Origin of the sequence: Streptomyces sp. NPDC091292, assembly GCF_044757265.1 — a bacterium.
In the GTDB taxonomy this organism is placed as follows: Bacteria; Actinomycetota; Actinomycetes; order Streptomycetales; family Streptomycetaceae; genus Streptomyces.
In genome coordinates, this window is sequence record NZ_JBIVUQ010000002.1 from 454,553 (window position 1) to 473,220 (window position 18,668).

The following is an 18,668-nucleotide window of genomic DNA, read 5'->3' on the forward strand; positions in this document are numbered from 1 at the left end:
TCAGATGCATGACACATGTACAGGAGTGAGGTGGGGGGTGCCGGACGGCACCGGGGGAGGTGCCTGATTCACTTCGTGATTTAAGAAGTGAAGTAAGGGGGTGTCAAGGGCTTGGTGCAGACCAAAGTTCTGAACACCCGGGGGCCGTACGGCAGTCGCGCGGCCCCCGGGGACCCGTGGGGGTCGTTCAGGCCGCGCGCCGGGGCCGGCGCCGGTGGCCGCGCACGATGTCGTGGTAGCGGTGCCCGCTGCCCTTGATCGTGCGCCGCTGGGTCGCGTAGTCCACGTGCACCAGACCGAACCGCTTGTCATAGCCGTACGCCCACTCGAAGTTGTCGAGCAGCGACCACGCGAAGTAACCCGCGAGCGGGGCGCCCTTGCGGGCGGCGCGGGCACAGGCGGCGACGTGCTGGAGCAGATACTCGGTGCGCTCCGGGTCGTCCACGCTGCCGTCCGGACGGACGATGTCCGGGTACGCGGAACCGTTCTCGGTGACATACAGCCGCCGGGGCGCGTACTCGTGCGTCAGGCGCAGCAGCAGCCGCTCGATGCCGTGCGCGTCGATCTCCCAGTCCATGCCCGTGCGCGGGACGTGCAGCCGCCGCACCTGACGGGCGTACGGCGCCGGGCCCGCCGGGTCGTCGGCGACGACCGCCGGGAAGTAGTAGTTGAGCCCCAGCCAGTCGAGGGGCTGTGCGATCGTCTCCGCGTCACCGGGCCGCTCCGGGAGGTCCACGCCGTACACCTCGCGCATGTCCTCGGGGAAGCCCCGGCCGTGCACCGGATCCAGCCACCAGCGGTTGGTGTGCCCGTCCATGCGCCGCGCGGCGAGCACATCGGCATCGGACTTGGTCGCCGGCTCCACCGTGCTGAGGTTGTTGACGATGCCCACCTCGGCGTCGGGCACCGCGGCCCGCACCGCCTGCGCCGCGAGACCGTGCCCGAGCAGCAGATGGTACGAGGCTTGTACGGCGGCGGTGAGATCGGTGAGGCCCGGCGCCATCCGGCCCTCCAGATGACCGATCCACGCGGAGCACAGCGGCTCGTTGAGGGTGGCCCAGTGGGTGACCCGGTCACCGAGCCGCTCCGCGACGGCCGACGCGTACGCGGCGAGGTGCTCGGCGGTGTCCCGCTCGGTCCAGCCGCCGCGGTCCTGGAGCACCTGCGGCAGGTCCCAGTGGTAGAGCGTGACGGACGGGGTGATGCCCGCGGCGAGCAGGGTGTCCACCAGCTCCTCGTAGAAGTCGAGGCCCTTGGCGTTGACGGGTCCTTCGCCGCCCGGCACGACGCGCGGCCAGGCGATCGAGAACCGGTAGGCGTCGACGTCGAGCTGCTTCATCAGCTCGATGTCCTCGCGCCACCGGTGGTAGTGGTCGCAGGCGAGGTCACCGGTGTCGTTGTTGTCGATCTTGCCGGGGGTGTGCGAGAAGGTGTCCCAGATGGAGGGCGACCGGCCGTCCTCGGCCACGGCTCCTTCGATCTGGTAGGCCGAGGTGGCCACACCCCACGCGAAGTCGTCCGGCAGGGCGGCGAAGTCGATCGGGTCGGACACGGAAATCCTTTCGGGAGAGTTCACTTGACGGCTCCGGCGGTGAGACCGGCCACCAGATAGCGCTGGAGCAGCAGGAATCCGGCGACCACCGGCACGCTCACCACGAGCGAGGCGGCCATGACCTGGTTCCAGTACACGTCGTTCTGGGTGGCATAGCCCTGGAGGCCGACGGCCAGGGTGCGGGTGGTGTCGTTGGTCATGACGGATGCGAAGAGCACCTCGCCCCACGCGGTCATGAACGCGTACACGGCGACCGCGACGATGCCCGGGATCGCCGCGGGCACCACGATCCGGAACAGCGCCCCGAGCGGCCCGCAGCCGTCCACCAGGGCGGCCTCGTCGAGATCGCGGGGCACCGAGTCGAAGTAGCCGATGAGCATCCAGATGGAGAACGGCAGCGAGAAGGTCAGATAGGTGAGGATGAGCCCGCCGCGCGAGCCGTAGAGCGCGATCCCCGTCGAGTTGCCGATGTTGACGAAGATCAGGAACAGCGGCAGCAGGAAGAGGATGCCCGGGAACATCTGCGTCGACAGGACCGTCACCGTGAAGACCCGCTTGCCGCGGAACCGGTAGCGGCTCACCGCGTACGCGGCGAACACCGCGATCGTCACCGAGCAGACCGTCGCCGCGCCCGCCACGATCAGCGAGTTGACGAAGTACCGGGCGAGCGGCACGGTGTCCCAGATGTCGATGTACGGGCGGATGGTCAGGCCACTGGGAATCCAGCGGAACGTGCCCGACACGTCCTGGAGCGGCTTCAGCGAACTGGTCACCATCACGAAGATCGGCAGCAGCACGAACCCCGAGAGCAGCGTCAGGAACACCCGCCGCGCCCACACGAACGACGCCGGCGGCGCGCTCGGCGACCTGGGCACCGCCGAACGGCGCCCGGCAGGGGCGCCCGGCAGCTTGGTGGCGCCAGGGGGCTTCTGATGGATCTCCGCGGCGTCGCGACGCCCGGCACGCCCTCTCGCCGCACCGGGCGAAAGCCCGCGTACGCCCAGTACGCGGACTTCCGCCCGGCACGCCGAGAGCACGCACCGAACGCCGCTCCTTCTCCCACGGATATCCATCAGAAACCCCCTAGACATCGGCGTGCTTCCTTCCGCGCGACGTGACCAGCAGATACACGGCCGTCACCACGAGCAGGAACAGCAGCAGGAGCACCGACATCGCGGAGCCCGTACCGAAGTTCCAGGTGACGAACGACGACTGGTAGATATGGATCGAGATCAGGTCCGCGGGCTCCGGGGCCGACCGGCCGAACAGGACGTACGGCGTGTTGAAGTCGTTGAACGTCCACAGGAACAGCACCAGGACCAGGACCTGGTTGACCGGGCGCAGCGACGGCAGGGTGATCCGGCGGATCTGCTGCCAGATCCCGGCACCGTCGATCGACGCCGCCTCGTACAGGTCCTTGGGGATGTTCTGGAGCGCGGCCATCACGATGAGGAACGCGAACGGCCAGGTCTTCCACACCGCGACCACGACCAGCGCGACGAAGCTGTTGTCGCCGATGAGCCAGAACGTGCGCTCGTCGGTCAGCCCCAACTGGTCGTGCAGGACATGGTTGATGAGGCCGTTGTCCCGCTGGAACATGAACGCCCAGGTGATGACGGCCGCGTAGATCGGCAGCGCGTACGGCGTCAGGAACACCGCCCGCAGCAGGCCCCGGCCGCGGAAGTTCTCCTGCATGAAGATCGCCGCCGCGGTGCCGAGCAGCCAGCAGAAGGCCACCGTCAGCACGCTGAACGCGACGGTCACGAAGAACGAGTGCAGCAGCGCCTCGCCCACCGGGGCCTTGAAGTCGACGGACAGCCGGTAGTTGTCGAGACCGGCCCAGGGCGCCGCGCCCCAGTCGCGGATGTAGAACTGCGTCAGCTCCTTGAAGCTCATGAAGATGCCGATGACCATCGGCACCAGATGGATGAGGAGTTCCAGGAGCAGGGCGGGGAGCAGCAGCAGGTACGGCAGCCCGACCCGGCGGAGCCGGCCGGGCAGCCGCGGCCGGCGCCCGGCCGGCCGCGGCTTTCCGTCGCCGGGCCGCGGTGAACGGCCCGGCGGTGCCTCCTGTTCGGCGGCGGTGGTAGTCATCGGCCGCCGCTCACTTCGGCATCTGCTGCTGCGCCTTGGTCAGCGCGTTCTTGACGGAATCCGTGGTCACCGGGCGCCCGGCGGCGGCGTCGGCGAACAGCTCCTTGATGGCGGTGCCGACGGTCGTCTCGAACTGCGACTCGTTGGCCACCTGCGGCAGCGGCGCCGCGCTCTTGGCGAGCGTGTCCCGCAGCACCGAGGTGTCGGGGGCGCTGAACGCGGCATCGCTCTGCGCCGCCTTCACCGGCGGAATCGAACCGTAGGTCTTGTTGAGCAGCTTCTGCTCCGCGTCGCTCGTCATGAACTTCACGAAGTCGGTGGCGCCGTCAAGGTTCTTGGTGTTCTTGAAGACCGCGATGTTGATGCCCGCGACCATCGAGTTCAGGTTCTGTCCGGTGCCCGGGGTCCCGCTCGGCACCGGCACCGGGGCGACCCCCCAGTCGTCGGGCTTCATGCCCTGCGCCGCGAAGGTGCTCGCCGCCGCCTGCCACAGCACCATCGCCGTCTTGCCCTGCGCGAAGTCACGCAGCGACTGGTTCTGCGCGTACTCGGCGTTCCCGGGCGAGATGATCTTGTCCTTGGCCATGAAGTCGACGTACTGCTTGACCGCCGCGACCGCGCCGTCCGAGGTGAAGGTGGGCTTGCCCGACGCGTCGAAGAAGTCGGCGCCGTGCTGCTTGCCCAGTGCGAACGCCTGGTGGATGTTGTTCGACAGGTTCGAACCCTCGGCGCCGAGCGCCCACTTGCCGTCCTTGGAGATCTTCTTGCCGTCCGCGACCAGCTCGTCCCAGGTGGCCGGCGGCTCGGTGATCCCCGCGTCCGCGAACATCGCCTTGTTGTAGTAGAGCGCGTACGCGAGCGAGTACAGCGGCACCGCCGACGGGTCCTGCCCCTCGGCGCCCGCCGAGCCGAGCGCGGACTCCACGAACCGGTCCTTGCCGCCGATCTTGTCGAAGTTCTTGGCGTCCCACGGCAGCAGCGCGCCGGTCGCCTGGAGCGAGGCGGACCAGGTGTTGCCGATGTTGAGCACATCGGGCCCCTGGCCGGACGTGGTCGCCGCCAGGATGCGGTTGAGCAGGTCGGACCAGGGGACGACCTCCAGTTTGACCTTGATTCCGGTCTGCTTCTCGAACTTCTTCAGCTCGGCGGTGAGGATCTTCTTGTCCGCCTCGATGCTCGGGCCCTGGTTGGAGGCCCAGTACGTGAGCGTCTTGGGGGAGTCGTTGCTGCCTCCGCCGGTGTCGCTGCCGCCACCGCAGCCGGTAGCGGCGACAGCGAGGGCAGTGGTCGTGAGGACCGCGGCTGCGGCTCGGAATCTGCGCATGGTGGTCCGCCCCTTTCCGGGGTGTCCAATGGGTGGCTGCGTTCAGTCCCTGAACGGCCTCATGGCTTAATTTAGGACGTGAGTTAAAGCGCAAGAGAAGGTCGCGTCAAGAGGCCGCGCAACGGTATGTTGCGGGCAGGGAAGGAGCCACATGGCCGAGCGCAACAGACGGACGGTGCGTGACCTGCGCCGGGGCAACCGTTCAGAGGTATTGCAACGGTTGTATTTCGACGGGCCGATGAGCCGCCAGGCGCTGGGCCCGGCGACCGGCCTGAGTTCAGGGTCCGTCAGCAACGTGGTCTCGGAGCTGACGGCCGACGGACTCCTGGAGGAGGCCGGCGTGGTCGACTCGGACGGCGGCCGGCCGCGCACCCTGCTGCGGGTCGCGCCCGACAGCGGCCGGCTCATCGGCGTGGACGTCGGCGAGACCCGGGTACGCGTCGAGCTGTTCGACCTCGCCCTCACCGAACTCGCCCGCGCGGAACTGCCGTTGGGGCACCAGGACTACGACGTCGACCTGATCGTCCGGCACATCAGCGCGGGCATCGCCGCCGTCCTGGACGGGAACGCCGTAGGAGCCGACTCGCTGCTCGGCGTCGGCATCGGCGTGCCCGGCATCGTGGACCGCAGCGCACCGGGCGGCGCGGTGGTGCACGGGCAGACCATCGGCTGGCCGGCCGTCCCGCTCGAAGCACTCCTGCGGGACGCCGTCGAACTGCCCGAGGGCGTCGGGTTCTTCATCGGCAACGGCGCCGCCGCGCTCGGCCAGGCCGAGATGTGGTTCGGCGGCGGACGCGGCGCCCGGGACGCCGCCATCGTGCTGTTCGGCTCCGGCGTCGGCGCCTGCATCGTCACCGACGGCGCGATCCACGACACCCCCGGCGAGTGGGGGCACCTCACCGTCAACGTCCGTGGCCGCAGGTGCCGTTGCGGCGCGCTCGGCTGCCTGGAGGCGTACACGGGCTCCGAGGCGCTCCTCGCCCGCTGGCGGGAGGCGGGCGGACGGCTGCCCGACGACGGCGACGAGGAGAGCGGTGTCACCGCGCTGCTCGCCGCCGCCCACCCGCAGGACCCGGACACCGCGCCCGACCCGGTCGCGGTCGCCGTCCTCGACGAGACCGCCGAGTACCTGGGGGCGGGCATCTCGGACCTGATCAACCTGTTCGCGCCCGAGCGGGTCCTCATCGGCGGCTGGGCCGGACTCCAGCTCGGCCCGCACATCCTGGACTCCGTACGCCGCTACGCCGAGGGTTTCTCGCTGCACCACCCCGCCGCCCGCGTGAGCATCGAGATGGGCCGGCTGGGACCCGACGCGGTCACGGTCGGCGCCGCGACCCTGCCGCTCGCCCACTTCTTCGCAGGCGGCGGGCGACGCGCCCGGCCAGGCGGCCGGGACCCCGAGGAGACCGGCGAGCCGGGCTGGCAGACGGTGCTGGAGGGCCGGGCGCGCCGGTGACGGGGGCGGGGCTCGGGCGCGGGTCCGCCAGGGCGTGATAGCGGTGGGCGATACGGCGGCCCAGGAGGAGATACGCGAGCAGGGCGCCGCCCGTGTTGAGGATGACGTCGTCCACGTCGAAGGCCCGGCCCTCGACGATGGCGCCCTGCGCCAGCTCCACGAGGACCATCACGACCCCGGTGAGCACCACGACCCGCAGCCCGCGCAGCCGCCGAGGGCCCAGCACCGGCAGCAGCAGCCCGAAGGGCGCCCCGAGGAGGAGGTTGCCGCCGATCTGCTTGCACGCGGAGAGGAAGGTGTAGTCCTCCGCGTACTGGCGCAGTGAGTGGCCGGGGCGCAGATTCGCCCCGGCCATCGGCACCGACGCGGGCGAAGGCGACAGGGTCAGCTTGGCCAGGACGGCGGAGAACGCCACCAGGCCGACGAACGCGAGCGCCGCCATCACGGCGCGTGTCACGACGCGCCCCCAGGCCGGCGCCGACCGAGCGGAAGCGGCAACTTTCGCCGCTGGTCCGGAAGTTCTCTTACGGGATGCTCCGGTTGCGGTCACTACGGGCGTGTTCCCCGCTCCACCCGCCGTACACGCCCGGCTCGCCCCGCACCGGGGCGGGGGCCGAGTCCGGGGCGCCGCCGCTACTCGCCGCGCAGCGCCTTCAGCGCGCGGTCCGCGTGCACGCTCATCCGGAGTTCGCTGCGGACCACTTCCCGTACCGCGCGATCCGTGCCGATCACGAAGGTGGCGCGCTTCGTCGGAGCGAGCGAGAAGCCACGCTTCACGCCGAACAGCTCCCGTACGGTGCCATCGGTGTCGGACAGCAGCGGGAAACCGAGGGAGTTGTGGCCGGCGAACTCCTGCTGGCGCTCCACCGTGTCCCCGCTGATGCCCACCGGCTGCGCCCCCACGGCCCGGAACTCCCCGGCCAGGTCCCGGAAGTGGCACGCTTCCGCCGTGCAGCCCGTGGTCATCGCCGCCGGATAGAAGAACAGCACCACCGGGCCGCCCTTGAGCAGTTCCGAGAGTGTGCGCGAGGTTCCCGTCTCGTCCGGGAGCGTGAAGTCCTCGACGATCTCACCGACGTTCATGTGACCACGTCCCTTCGTCAGGGACGAGACACTACTGGACGGTGAGATCCGCCGGGCCCACGGAGTGCCGCCGGTCGGGCCGCGTCTCGCGCTGAACCGGCCGGCGGTCGTCCTCCGTTGGTTTCCTGGGGACTACCTCGGGTTCGGGTTCCCTCCTGTGTCCATGCGGCCTCCGGTGTCCAGGCGGCCTCCCGTGTCCATGCGGGTCCCCGTGTCCAGGCGGCCTCCTGTGTCCAGACGGCCTCCCGTGTCCAGGCGGTTCGCTGTGTCCAGGCGTGCGGCCTGCCGGTTGCTGCGCATCGCCACGGCCGCGCAGGCCAGGCCCAGCAGGATGGTCAGGGCGCCGATCACGACGTTGTTGACGATGACGCCCGTGTCCGGGCTGGTGCCGACCCGCCAGGGCGAGAAGATCATCCAGACGCCCATGAGGCACATGGCCCAGCTCAGGCCGTACATCCTGGCGGGGCGCAGCGTGAATCCGAGGGCCAGCAGCCCTATCGCGAACCCCATGATCAGGTTGTGCGTCGTGAGTGCGGGCTGGCTGCCCGAGAAGTGGATCACCCACGGGGAGATGGCGCAGTACAGACCGACCAGGAACACCGGTCCGTCCACGAGCGCCACATCGCGACCGCCGAGCACGCGCTCGTAGCGTGCCCGCATTTCCGAAGCGTCAGGGTGGGACGTGATGTCCGCCGCCCTGTGGTGTGAAACGTCGGCCATGAGACTCGACTCCTTCGTTGCGACAAAACCGACCGCACTGGATGCGGCACTTCGCCGCACATACCCATTCTGCTCTCATTTATCCTTTATGTGTAGATGAGCCAAGATCCTGTGCATATTTCTCCGATCGGACATCGGTGAACCGACCGGCAGGTTCACGGCGTCCTTGCTCATGCAACGCGTGGAACGACCACGGGGGGACGTGGATCCGCATGCAGGGCTTCACCGAGCTGCGGCTCGGCGCACTCGACGACGTACGCACATCCGTGGCGCCGCACCAGGGCGCCACCCTGCTCTCGCTGGTCGCCGACGCGCTCGGCGGCCGTGGCCACGGCGTCCCGGCCCACTGGCGCCGCCGCGTCAGGGCCGCCGCCCCGGCGGGGGCGCCCGCCGTCATCAGACCGCTGTTCGCGCCCGAGTACTCCGTGATCCCGGACTGCGTCACGCCCACGGCCTCCATGCCGTACGGCGATGTGGCCACGCAGTGCGCCCAGTTGGCGGACCTGTCGGGGGACGTCCTGCTGCGTGAGCTGGAGCAGGAGTTCCCCGGCGCCGTCCCGCGCCAGTGGCAGCCCGTGGTCGAACGGCCACGCCAGTGGATCCACGCCTACGCCCACCTGCTGCGTTGCGTCTGGGACGAGTTCCTGCCGATGTGGAAGCGGGCCGACACCCTCGTACGGCACGAGACGGAACGGGTCGGCGCGGCCGTGGTCCGGGGCGCCCTCGACGGCGTCCTGCAGAACCTCAGCCCCCGCTACCGGCTCGTCGGGACGGCCCTGCACTTCCCCGACCAGCAGGCGCGGGCCTACGAACTCGGCGGCCGGCGGCTCGTCCTGGTGCCGATCGTCTCCGGCGCGGGTGTGTCGATGTTCGCGCTCGACGGCCCCGACCGGGTGTGGATCGGCTACCCGATGCCCGGCCTCGGACGGCTCTGGGGGACCACGGGACCGGCCGTCCCCGCCGACGACCGGGACCCGCTCGCGATGATCGTCGGCAAGCTCCGCGCCGCCGTGCTCCGCGCCTCGTCGGACGCCGTGACCATGAGCGAACTCGCCGCCCGCCTGAAGTGCAGCCCCGCCAACATCACGTACCACTGCTCCCAGCTCCAGGACGCGGGCCTGCTGGACCGGGTGCGCCGGGGCCGCAATGTGCTGCTGGCCCGCACGGAACGCGGCGACGCGCTGGTCGACCTCCTCAGTTGATTGCGGGACGTGTCATTGCGGGACATGGCTAGTTGCGGGACATGGCCTTGGTGCAGCCGCAGGCACCGTGGCGGCCCGCGCCGTGCACGCGGGCGAGGCTCGCGGGGCGGGCCGCCGTGCCTGTCGCCGTGGTCCGCGCGGGCGCCGCGTCCGCGTCGAACACCCGGCGGCCCTCCGTCAGCGTCAACCGCACCTGGGTGTCGCTGAGTTCACGCACCGGCACCCGGGTGACATCGCGGTCCAGGACCACCAGATCGGCCGCCCTGCCGGGCGTCAGTGTCCCCGTCAGCCCCTCCAGACGGAGCTGGTACGCGGAGCCCGCCGTGTGCATCCGCAGCGTGTCCGACCGGCTCAGTGACTCCAACTTCGGGTAGAGCGCGCCCTGTTCGGCGACGGCGCCCTCGCGGTCGATCGCGGTACGGACCTGGTTCCACGGCTCCAGCGGGTCGACCGGCCAGTCCGAGCCCCCGGACAGCGCGGCACCGTGCCGCTGGAGGCTGCGCGCCGGATACAGCCACCGGTGCCGCCGCGCCCCGATGTACGGCAGCAGCGCGTCCATCGTCCAGGTGTCCCGCATCGCCCACTGGAGCTGCATGCACGCCACCACACCCAGCCGGGCGAACCGCCGCAGGTCGTCGGGGTGCACGAGTTGGAGGTGCGCGATCGTGTGCCGGTTGCCCCGGCGGCCACCCGCCCGCACGGCGGCCTCGTACCCGTCGAGAGCGGTCCGCACCGCCCGGTCACCGATCGCGTGCCCGTGCAACTGCCAGCCGGCCCGGTCGAGTACGGTCGCGAGCCGCCCGTACTCGGCCGACGACACGTACAGATCGCCCCGGTGGTCGGTGGGGCGCCCTTCGCCGTCGAGGTACGGGGTGAGGAGCGCCGCCGTCTGCGCCGGGTACTCGATCACCCCGTCCAGGAACACCTTCACCGTTCCGAAGCGCAGCCCGCGCACCTGCCCGTACTTCCTGCGCAGCCCCGTGGCGTACGCGAGGGCCGCCGCCGGGTCCTTGATGTGGTCCGCGTCGAGGTGCAGCGCGGGCACGATCCGCTGGGGCAGCCGGCCGGTACGGGCCAGCGCCGCGTAGGTGTCGAGGTTCGCGGCGTCCGCCAAGGCGTCCATGAAGGTCGTGACGCCCTTCGACGCCGCGTGGGCGAGCGCCAGCGCGCAGGCGTCGCGGAGGTCCGCCTCGGACGGGCCGGGGATCAGCCGGCGTACCAGGTCCTGCGCGGTGTCCTTGAGGAGCCCGGTGGGGGAGCCGTCGGGGTCGTGGACGATCGCGCCGCCCGCCGGGTCCGGAGTGCTCGCGGTGATCTTCGCGAGGTCCAGGGCGCGCTGGTTCACCCAACTGTTGTGACCGTCGCTGCCGACGAGCGCGATCGGCCGCCTGGTCGGCAGCGCGTCCAGGATCCGGCGGTGGGTCTCGGTGCCCGGGGGCAGACCGATCGGATTCCAGTCCTCCACGACGAGCCAGCCGTCCGGCTCCTGCGCGGCGCTGTCGGTGAGGAACGCGCGCAGCGTCTCCTGAAGCTCCTCGACCGTGAACTCGCCGTTCTCCAGCGACGGGCTGAGGGATCGCGCCCCGGCCTCCAGGGGGTGCGCGTGGCCGTCGATGATGCCGCTCATCACCGTGGCGCCCCGCGCGTCCACGAACTCCGTGTCCCGGCCCGCGTACCGCCGGACCACGGACGACGGCCCCACGGCGAGGATCCGGCCGTCCCGCGACACGGCGACGGCCTCGTGCTGCGGCGCGTGGGACCGGCCGGTGAGGACCCGGGCGTGGTGCACGACGAGGGCGGCGGAGCGGCGCTTCGTGGAAGCGGTGGCCGGGGCGGCCACCGCCGGGGACGCGAGGGTCAGGGCTCCGGCCGTCGCGGCCCCGGCGGCCAGCAGACGGCGCCGGGACAGGGGGCCGGAGGACGGGCGTTCGGACGGTTCGGGGTTCATGCGGTACTGCTCCCAGAGATCGACGGAACTCGCTTCCGCCGCACCCTTCGTGATTAATTCCGTAATCACCAGCGGGTCGGAACGGTCGATATCGGCGGTCGACTCCCGCCACCGCCACGGATTCCGTAGGCTCACCGGATGCCGAGAGTGACCATCGCCGACATCGCCCGCGCCGCCGAGGTGTCCACGGCCACGGTCTCCAACGCCCTCAACGGCACCGGGCGCCTGGCCGACACCACCCGCGCCCGCGTGCACGCCACCGCCGCCGCCCTCGGCTACGGCGCCGCCGCCCCCGTCCCGCGCGTACTCGGCCTCGCCGTCACCACCTACGGGCCGCTGCCCTGGAACTTCGCCGACGTCCCGTACTTCGCGCAGGCCATCGGCGCCGCCACGGCGGCGGCCCACGCGCGCGGCTACGCGCTCACCGCCCTGCCTGCCGCGCCCGCAGCCGCGCTGTGGCGCACGATCCCCGTCGCCGGGGTGCTGATCCTCGACAGCCCGGCCGGTGACCCGGTCGTGCCCGTGTTGCGCGCCCGGGGCCTGCCCCTCGCCTTCGACGGACGGCCGTCGGACCCCGGACCGCGCGAGGCATGGGTGGACAACGACCACCGGGCCGCCACCCGCGACGTGCTCGACCACCTCGCCGCCCAGGGCGCGCGGCGGATCGCCCTGATGGCGGGGCCCGGCGACGAGCACTACACCCGGGAATGCCTGGCCGCGCACCGGGAGTGGTGCGCCGACCACGGTGTCGCGCCACGGGTGATTCCGTTCGCGCCCGCCGACACGGACGGGCGGACCCTCGACGCGGTGCTGCGGGACCCCGGCCGCCCCGACGCGATCTACGGCATCTACGATCCGTGTGGCCGCCGCGCCCACGCGGCGGCCACACGGATCGGACTCCGTCTCCCCGGCGACCTCCTGCTCGTCTGCGCCAGCGAGGACCCGGCCTACGCCACCACCGAGCCGCCGCTGTCCACGGTCTCCCTGCTGCCCCGGCTGACCTGCGCCGCAGCCGTGTCCCTGCTCATCGACCTCATCGAGCACCCGGACCTGACACCGGAGCCGGTGATCGTCCCGGCCCGCCTCGACATCCGCGCCTCCTCAAGCCCCCTACGCCTCACGGAAGGCTGACGCGGATCGTCCCACAGCCGATCCGGTCCGCCTCCGCCGCCACGAAGTCGGGCAACAGGGCCGCGACATCGTCCGCCCGCTCGCCGTCGTCCGACTTGACCAGGAAAGTGACGTCGCCCGTCTGGCACTCGGCCTGGAAGATCCCCAGATCGGGGCGGATCGACCCGTCCCCGCGCGCGTGCCGCAACCTGGTGCCCCCGTTCCGTGCGAGGTCGCCGAAGATCTGGGCCAGGCGGGGATCGGTGACCGTCATCAGCCGCAGCGAGGGACGGCTCGACCGGCCCCGGTCGCAGGTACGGACGGGACCCTCGCCCCGGGTCACGAGCGGGCGGTAGTCCTCGTACTCCCGCTTGCCCGGCAGCCGCAGGCCCTTCACGCCGCACAGCGCGTCCGGCTCCTCGTCGCTGTGCTCGGGCGGCGCCGGCATGCCCTTCACGGGGTCGGCCACCGTGCCGTCGCACCCCTGGTCGGCGAGGACGTGATTGATCAACCGGACGACGCCCCGCGCCAGCACCGCGCGCCACTCCGTCACGACGTCGCCATCGGGGTCGTGCGCACCCCGCGCGATGTCGACCACGGTCGATCCCTCGAACTCGTCGGGTGCGCCGAGGCATCCGTCCGGGACGGCCAGCCAGGCGCGGGTGTCCGACGCCATGCCGAGCAGCCCGCCGCCGAGCGGGGTGAGCCGGGGCCCGAGGAATTCGTCGGCCCACGGTCCGGTCGCGGCATAAGTGGCGTCGAGGGTGTGCAGCCGGACGGTGAGCTTGGAGGAGGCCGAGGTCAGACGGCAGGTTCCGGTGGGCCCGTCGAAGCCTCTCTTGTCCTGCCAGATGGGGAGTTCGGTGGCCGTCACCTCCGCGGACCCACCGAACAGCGTCTTCAGTTCGGATTCCCCGAAGGCACCCCAGCAGTGGTTCCCGCTCTCGGCGAACGGGCCGGTTCCGGTCTGCCACGCGGTGACGCCCGTACCGGCGAGCACACCGGCGACGGCGGCGGCGACCACGGGCCGCAGCCGCCCCCGCAGCAGCCGTCGGGGGTGCCACCAGGGGCGGGGTACGGGCGGGGCGGCCGGCTCGGACGCGGCGGCCAGGGCATCGGTGTCGGGCATGGGAAGTCGTTCCCCCAGGGGAGTTGGAGCGGTCGGCAGGTGAAGGGGGCGCGCGGCGCGCCGGGCGGAGCGGGGTGGCGTACGGGCGTCAGGCGCGCGGTGCGACCGGCGGGCAGCCGAGGCGCTGTGTCACGCCGTTCGTGAACGCCGTCGCGTCCCTCTCGGACATGTCGTGCATCAGGAACGTCGCAGGACGCCCCGCACAGTCCGCCCGTACCACCTTGTACGCGTTGGTGAACGTCCCCGTGCCGCGCCAGCCGGGCGCCGGCGCGCGCGTGCCGGTCGCGCCGTCGAACAGGGCGGACAAGCGGGGCTCGGCCACCATCACAGCCGTGTAGAAGTCGGCGCTGCCCCGCCAGTTCCGCACCGCGCAGGACTGGAGGTCCCGGGTCACCGCACCTACCCGGTACTCCAGATCACGGCCGGCGACCTCGTCGACCGTGAGGCCCGGGATACGGCACATGTTCGCGCCGTACCGTTCCTCCTTCTCCGGCAGCCGCAGGACCGGCGAGGACGTCCGCAAGGGCTCGCCGTCCGCGCAACCGGCCCGTTCCATGCCCGCGTTGGCGGCGGCGACCAGGAGCGCGGTCACCGAGCGCATCCCGCCGAGCCCGGAGCTCGACGCCAGGGAACCGCCGTTCCACGCCTGCGACGACGAGGACGTCAGCGTCACGGTGGTCGGGCGTCCGTCGGCCGTGTCGCACCGCTTCGGGAGCACCAGCAGGCCCTTGCCGCCGTTGACCGTGCCCGGCAGCCGATCGGGCATGGGTGCCGTGCCGTCCCCGAGCAGGTCCGCGAGCCACGACATGCGCTTCTCGGCGTCCTTGGGCGCGGGGCCGTAGACGACGGTGACCTTGGTGGCCTTCTTGACGTCGTCGCCGTCCCCGTCGGTGTACCCGGTGTCGATGGCGACCGTGCAGGTACCGGTCGGCCGTGCCGGGGTCGGCGCCGTCTCGGTGGACGAGCGGCTGCCGTTGTCGTCGATGAACGCGCCGTCGCCCAGGAAGCCGGGGCCGCTGTTCTCCCGCCAGGAGCCCCAGCAGTACCGCTCGTCCTCCGGGAACGGCCAACTGCCGGTCGCCCAGCTGGTGGTGGTGCCCGCGGCGAGCAGCACCAGGGCCGCGCCGCCCGCCAGCAGCAGCCGCCCGCGCCGGTCCCCGGTCAGCCGCCGCCACCGTCCACCGCGGCCCGTCGTGGCATCGTCGTCGGCCCGTGCTCCCTCGCCCCGGCCGTTCTCCTGGGTCACCCCGTGTCCCTCGTCCCCGTGTTCGTCGAACCCCCTGCACCGGACCTTCTCCCCATCGGGTTCACGCCCGGCAAGGTCCGACCGCCGATGGTAGCCGCGGCGGGATCGGCCAACTCGCGGGGGTGGGGGAGCGGTTCGGCGCGGGTTCAGCGTGAGGCGGTCAGGGCGTACAGGTGCGGGATGCGCGGGGCGCTCTCCGGGAGCCGCCACCAGCCCGACGGCGTCGCGACCATGCCGGGCCAGCGCGGCCAGGGCAGTTCGTCGTGCTCACGCAGCCGCTCGACGCGCAGGCCCGCCCCGACGACCGCGGTGATCACCTCGTCGAAACCGTGCGTCCACTCGAAGCTCTCGGTCGCCCCCTCGACCGGCGGCCCGTCGGTGTACGTGGACGAGGAAGCCTTGCGCACGGCACCGCGACCGCTCAAGTAGTCGTGCCGGAGCAGGAGTTCGGGCCCCTCACCGGCACCGGGCTTCGGACCGAGCGCGTTGAGCAGCGGATGGAACTCGACCAGATGGAGCCGGCCGCCGGGGCGCAGCAGCCGGGCGACCGTACGCGCCCAGCGGTCCAGGTCGGGGAGGTAGCACAGGGCTCCCTTGCCGGTGTACACGGTGTCGAAGCGGCGGCCTTCGAGCGCTTCCACCGCGTCGTACACGTTCGCCCGGACGTAGGAGATGTCCGCGCCGGCCCGCTCGGCGAGACCGGTGGCCGCGGCGATCGAGGCGCCGGACAGGTCGAGTCCGGTGGTGCGGGCCCCGCGCCGGGCGAAGGCCAGGGTCTCGGTGCCGAGATGGCACTGGAGGTGCAGCACGTCCCGCCCGTCGAGATCGCCCAGGTCCTCCCATTCGAAGGGGGCGAACCAGCGGTCGGGGTCGGGGACGGCGTCGGGGTCGGGGGCGGCGTCGGGGCCGGGATCGGGCGAGGGGGCGAGCCCGTAGAACCGGCTGGCGAGATGGACGGGCGTGCGGGCGTCCCAGTTGGCCTCGTTGGCGCGCATCATCTCCTCGACGTCGGATCCCCACGGCTCGCTGTGTTCGGTCGCGTCGGTCATGGACCCATCGAAGCCCATCGCCCCGCACGGCGGAGGGATTCCGGTACGGCAGGCCCGGACGATCGTTATGCTTCCGCTCAAGCGTTCAAACGAACATCCGAGGCGATACGTCCAAGGGGGCGGTCAGGGTGCGGGAGCCGATCGAGCAGAGGCGCCGGCGGATCCTGTCCGTCGTGGAGTCGCGCGGGCCGGTCCGGGTGAGCGATCTCGCCGTCGAGCTGGAGGTCTCGGTGGTGACCGTCCGCCGGGACGTCGAGGATCTGGCGCGCGCGGGCAGACTGCGGCGCGGACACGGGATCGCCCGGCCGGTCATCACCGCCGAGACCACGTCCGGGCCCGCCGAGCCCGGCGGCGACCTCGGCGCCGTGGCCCTGGTCGTCCCCGAGCGGCACTCGTATCTGTACGAGACCCTGCACGGCGCCCGGACGGTCCTGGAGGAGGCGGGGGTGCACATCGCCCTGCACATCGCGCCGAAGGCACCGGGCACCGAACGCCTCATCGTGGAGAAGGCGTTGGCGGGCGGCGCGAGCGGCCTGCTGATCGCCCCGCGCTGGCGCAGCGCCGCCACCGAGGAGGCCGACTACGCGTGGCTCGCCGCGCTCGACGTACCGACCGTGATCATGGAGCGCCGCCCCCGCCCCGGCAGCGCGCTGCACGCCACGGACTCCGTCTGCTCCGACCACGGCTACGGCGTCCACCTCGCCGTCGAACACCTCGTCTCGCTCGGCCACCGCAGGATCGTCCTGGCCGCCCGCGACGACAGCCCCACCGCGCGCGCCATCCGCGTCGCCTTCGCCCGGATCGCGGCCGAGCGGCCCGAGATCGAGGACGCGATCCTGGTCCTCAGCTCCCCGGACGCGGTCGCCGACCCCGCGCCGGAGACCGGCCGCAGCGCCGCGCCCCCGCTCGACCTGGCCGCCGTCCTGCGCGAACGGCGCGCCACCGGCGCCGTCCTGCACGGCGACGAGGACGCCGTGATGCTCGTCCAGCGCCTCGCCGACAGCGGGATCCGCGTACCGCGGGACTGTTCGGTGGTGGCGTACGACGACACGGTCGCCGGGCTGAGCAGCACCCCGTTGACCGCCGTCGCCCCGCCCAAGGCCGAGGTCGGCCGGGCCGCCGCCGAACTGCTCATCCGCCGGATGGGCGCCGGGGGAGCGGCGTCCGGACCGGTGCGCAGGATCGAGCTGTTGCCGGAGCTGAAGGTGCGCGGCTCCACCCAGCCGCCCGCCGAGCCGCCCGCACAGTCGGCCACCCACCCGGCCACCCAACCGCCCCCCGAGTCGGCCCTTTGATCGTTTGACCGCTTTGATTGATTTCTGATCGATCTCTTGACCCGGTCCGGTCAGCCGATCAGGATTCCCGTGTCTCGAACAGGAGCCGCGGGAGGCACCATGTCCGGTCGACCGAGCCGTCGATCCCTGCTCGCCGCAAGCGCCGCGCTTCCACTGACCGGCGCCCTGAGCGCCTGCGGCGGAAGCGGCGGAGCGGTCCGCACGGGGAAGGCCACACGTCTCACCTTCTGGTCGGCGCTGCGCGGCAGCCAGCAGGTGGTGGACGAGTTCAACCGTACGCACGACCGTATCCACGTCGACTTCAACCAGATCCCCGGCGGCGACCAGGGCGGTTACGCGAAGCTCAGCAACGCCGCCCGCGCGGGCAACGCACCCGACGTGGCCACCCTGGAGTACCCCCAGGTCCCCGGCTTCGCCATCGACGGTGTCGCCCGCGACATCACCGCCCTCGTCCCCGACCGGCTGAAGGCGAAGCTGCTGCCGCAGGCGCTCGGCCTGACCACCTTCGAGGACCGGGTCTTCAGCGTCCCGCTCGACGTCGAGCCGATCGTCATGCACTACCGCACCGACCTCTTCGACGCCTACGGCATCCAACCGCCGCGCACCTGGGAGGAGTACGAGGAGACGGCCCGCGCCGTCCGTGACAGGGCCAGGGCGGAAGGCAAGGGCGACCGGCGCATCAGTTGCTTCGCCACCGACGGCATGGACCAGCTTGCCGCGTACTGCTGGCAGGCGGGTGCCCAGTGGTTCGACACGAGCGGCGGCGCCTGGAACGTGTCCCTCGCCGACCGGCCGACCCGCGAGGTCGCCGCGTACTGGCAGCGGCTCGTCGACCAGGACCTCGTCCACATGAACCCGGCCGCGACCAAGCAGGGCGACGCGCAGATCTCCCACGGGCAAGTACTGGTGCGCTTCTCGGGTGCCTGGGACGCCGGGGCGCAGATGAACGCCCGCCCCGGACAGAAGGGCCTGTGGGCCATCGCCCCGCTGCCGCAGTGGGACCCCGACCGGCCGTACGTCGGCACCCAGGGCGGCTCCACCTTCGCGGTCACCAAGGACTGCGCGCATCCGGAGGCGGCCATGGAGTTCATCGAGTGGCAGATCTCCCACCCCGACTCGCTGCGGGCCCGGCTCTCCAGCGGCACCAGCAGCCAGTACCCGGCCGCACCGAGCCTGGTCGAGGTGGGCCGGAAGGCGTTCGACCGCTCGTACTACAGCGGTCAGGACATCTACCGGCTCTTCGCGCAGGAGGCCGCGAAGATCCGCGACGGCTGGGTCTGGGGGCCCCGGATGTCCGCCACCAAGGCCGTGATGCACGACGGCCTCGCGCGCGCCGCCGCGGGACAGGGCGACATCATCGGCGCCGTGCGCGGCGCCCAGCGCGGCACCCTGCCCGACCTCAAGGCGCTCGGCCTCGCCACCACCCAGCACAGCACCTGACCGACCGCAGCAAAGAGAGG

At 71.8% G+C, this 18,668-nt stretch carries 14 protein-coding genes and 2 pseudogenes; 5 read left to right on the forward strand and 11 right to left on the reverse strand.

Annotation, left to right across the window (positions count from 1 at the left end; all coding sequences use genetic code 11):
• Positions 1–187: 187 nt before the first annotated feature.
• The 4 genes from ACIQNU_RS10130 to ACIQNU_RS10145 all read right to left on the reverse strand — a co-directional run bounded on the left by ACIQNU_RS10130 (position 188) and on the right by ACIQNU_RS10145 (position 4,970).
• The gene (locus ACIQNU_RS10130; RefSeq protein ID WP_401363601.1) at positions 188–1,552 is read right to left on the reverse strand and encodes a GH1 family beta-glucosidase; all 1,365 of its coding nucleotides are present in this window, start codon (positions 1,550–1,552) and stop codon (positions 188–190) included.
• A gap of 20 nt (positions 1,553–1,572) precedes the next feature.
• Complete coding sequence (locus ACIQNU_RS10135; protein ID WP_401363604.1) at positions 1,573–2,427, reverse strand: carbohydrate ABC transporter permease; 855 nt, start codon at positions 2,425–2,427, stop codon at positions 1,573–1,575.
• Between the two features lie 208 nt (positions 2,428–2,635).
• Entirely contained in the window at positions 2,636–3,646 is a 1,011-nt protein-coding gene (locus tag ACIQNU_RS10140; protein WP_401363607.1) for a carbohydrate ABC transporter permease, read from the reverse strand.
• 10 nt (positions 3,647–3,656) lie between these two features.
• Positions 3,657–4,970 carry an ABC transporter substrate-binding protein gene (locus ACIQNU_RS10145; protein ID WP_401363609.1) on the reverse strand — a complete coding sequence of 438 codons (1,314 nt, stop codon included), beginning with the start codon at positions 4,968–4,970 and terminating at the stop codon, positions 3,657–3,659.
• A gap of 151 nt (positions 4,971–5,121) precedes the next feature.
• Here ACIQNU_RS10145 and ACIQNU_RS10150 point away from each other — a divergent pair, with 151 nt between their 5' ends.
• Complete coding sequence (locus ACIQNU_RS10150; RefSeq protein WP_401363611.1) at positions 5,122–6,426, forward strand: ROK family protein; 1,305 nt, start codon at positions 5,122–5,124, stop codon at positions 6,424–6,426.
• Between the two features lie 121 nt (positions 6,427–6,547).
• Here ACIQNU_RS10150 and ACIQNU_RS10155 read toward each other — a convergent pair.
• From ACIQNU_RS10155 to ACIQNU_RS10165, 3 genes and pseudogenes are all read right to left on the reverse strand, one after another.
• Positions 6,548–6,868: pseudogene (locus ACIQNU_RS10155) on the reverse strand (VanZ family protein); the annotation flags it as partial.
• 191 nt (positions 6,869–7,059) lie between these two features.
• The gene (locus ACIQNU_RS10160; protein WP_401363614.1) at positions 7,060–7,509 is read right to left on the reverse strand and encodes a peroxiredoxin; all 450 of its coding nucleotides are present in this window, start codon (positions 7,507–7,509) and stop codon (positions 7,060–7,062) included.
• Between the two features lie 288 nt (positions 7,510–7,797).
• Positions 7,798–8,229, reverse strand: a pseudogene (locus tag ACIQNU_RS10165) (SPW repeat protein); the annotation flags it as partial.
• A 212-nt stretch (positions 8,230–8,441) separates the two neighbouring features.
• On the opposite strand from ACIQNU_RS10165, the gene ACIQNU_RS10170 reads away from it, so the two are divergent.
• Positions 8,442–9,431, forward strand: a complete 990-nt coding sequence (locus tag ACIQNU_RS10170; protein ID WP_401363617.1) for a winged helix-turn-helix domain-containing protein — start codon at positions 8,442–8,444, stop codon at positions 9,429–9,431.
• Between the two features lie 28 nt (positions 9,432–9,459).
• On the opposite strand, the gene ACIQNU_RS10175 is transcribed toward ACIQNU_RS10170, so the two are convergent.
• Positions 9,460–11,514: an amidohydrolase gene (locus ACIQNU_RS10175; RefSeq protein WP_401363620.1), complete on the reverse strand. Its 2,055-nt coding sequence runs from the start codon at positions 11,512–11,514 to the stop codon at positions 9,460–9,462.
• A gap of 3 nt (positions 11,515–11,517) precedes the next feature.
• Here ACIQNU_RS10175 and ACIQNU_RS10180 point away from each other — a divergent pair, with 3 nt between their 5' ends.
• Positions 11,518–12,510: a LacI family DNA-binding transcriptional regulator gene (locus ACIQNU_RS10180; protein WP_401363622.1), complete on the forward strand. Its 993-nt coding sequence runs from the start codon at positions 11,518–11,520 to the stop codon at positions 12,508–12,510.
• On the opposite strand, the gene ACIQNU_RS10185 is transcribed toward ACIQNU_RS10180, so the two are convergent.
• From ACIQNU_RS10185 to ACIQNU_RS10195, 3 genes are all read right to left on the reverse strand, one after another.
• Positions 12,497–13,618 (reverse strand): hypothetical protein, encoded by a 1,122-nt coding sequence (locus ACIQNU_RS10185; protein WP_401363625.1) that lies wholly within the window; start codon positions 13,616–13,618, stop codon positions 12,497–12,499. The genes ACIQNU_RS10180 and ACIQNU_RS10185 overlap by 14 nt on opposite strands.
• Before the next feature lie 88 nt (positions 13,619–13,706).
• Entirely contained in the window at positions 13,707–14,864 is a 1,158-nt protein-coding gene (locus ACIQNU_RS10190) for a hypothetical protein (protein WP_401363628.1), read from the reverse strand.
• Between the two features lie 146 nt (positions 14,865–15,010).
• Complete coding sequence (locus ACIQNU_RS10195; protein ID WP_401363631.1) at positions 15,011–15,913, reverse strand: class I SAM-dependent methyltransferase; 903 nt, start codon at positions 15,911–15,913, stop codon at positions 15,011–15,013.
• 128 nt (positions 15,914–16,041) lie between these two features.
• Between ACIQNU_RS10195 and ACIQNU_RS10200 the strand changes: the two genes are divergently transcribed.
• Positions 16,042–17,208 (forward strand): substrate-binding domain-containing protein, encoded by a 1,167-nt coding sequence (locus tag ACIQNU_RS10200; protein ID WP_401363634.1) that lies wholly within the window; start codon positions 16,042–16,044, stop codon positions 17,206–17,208.
• 99 nt (positions 17,209–17,307) lie between these two features.
• On the forward strand, positions 17,308–18,648 hold the full coding sequence (locus ACIQNU_RS10205) for an ABC transporter substrate-binding protein (RefSeq protein ID WP_401363637.1): 1,341 nt from the start codon (positions 17,308–17,310) through the stop codon (positions 18,646–18,648).
• Positions 18,649–18,668: the final 20 nt, after the last annotated feature.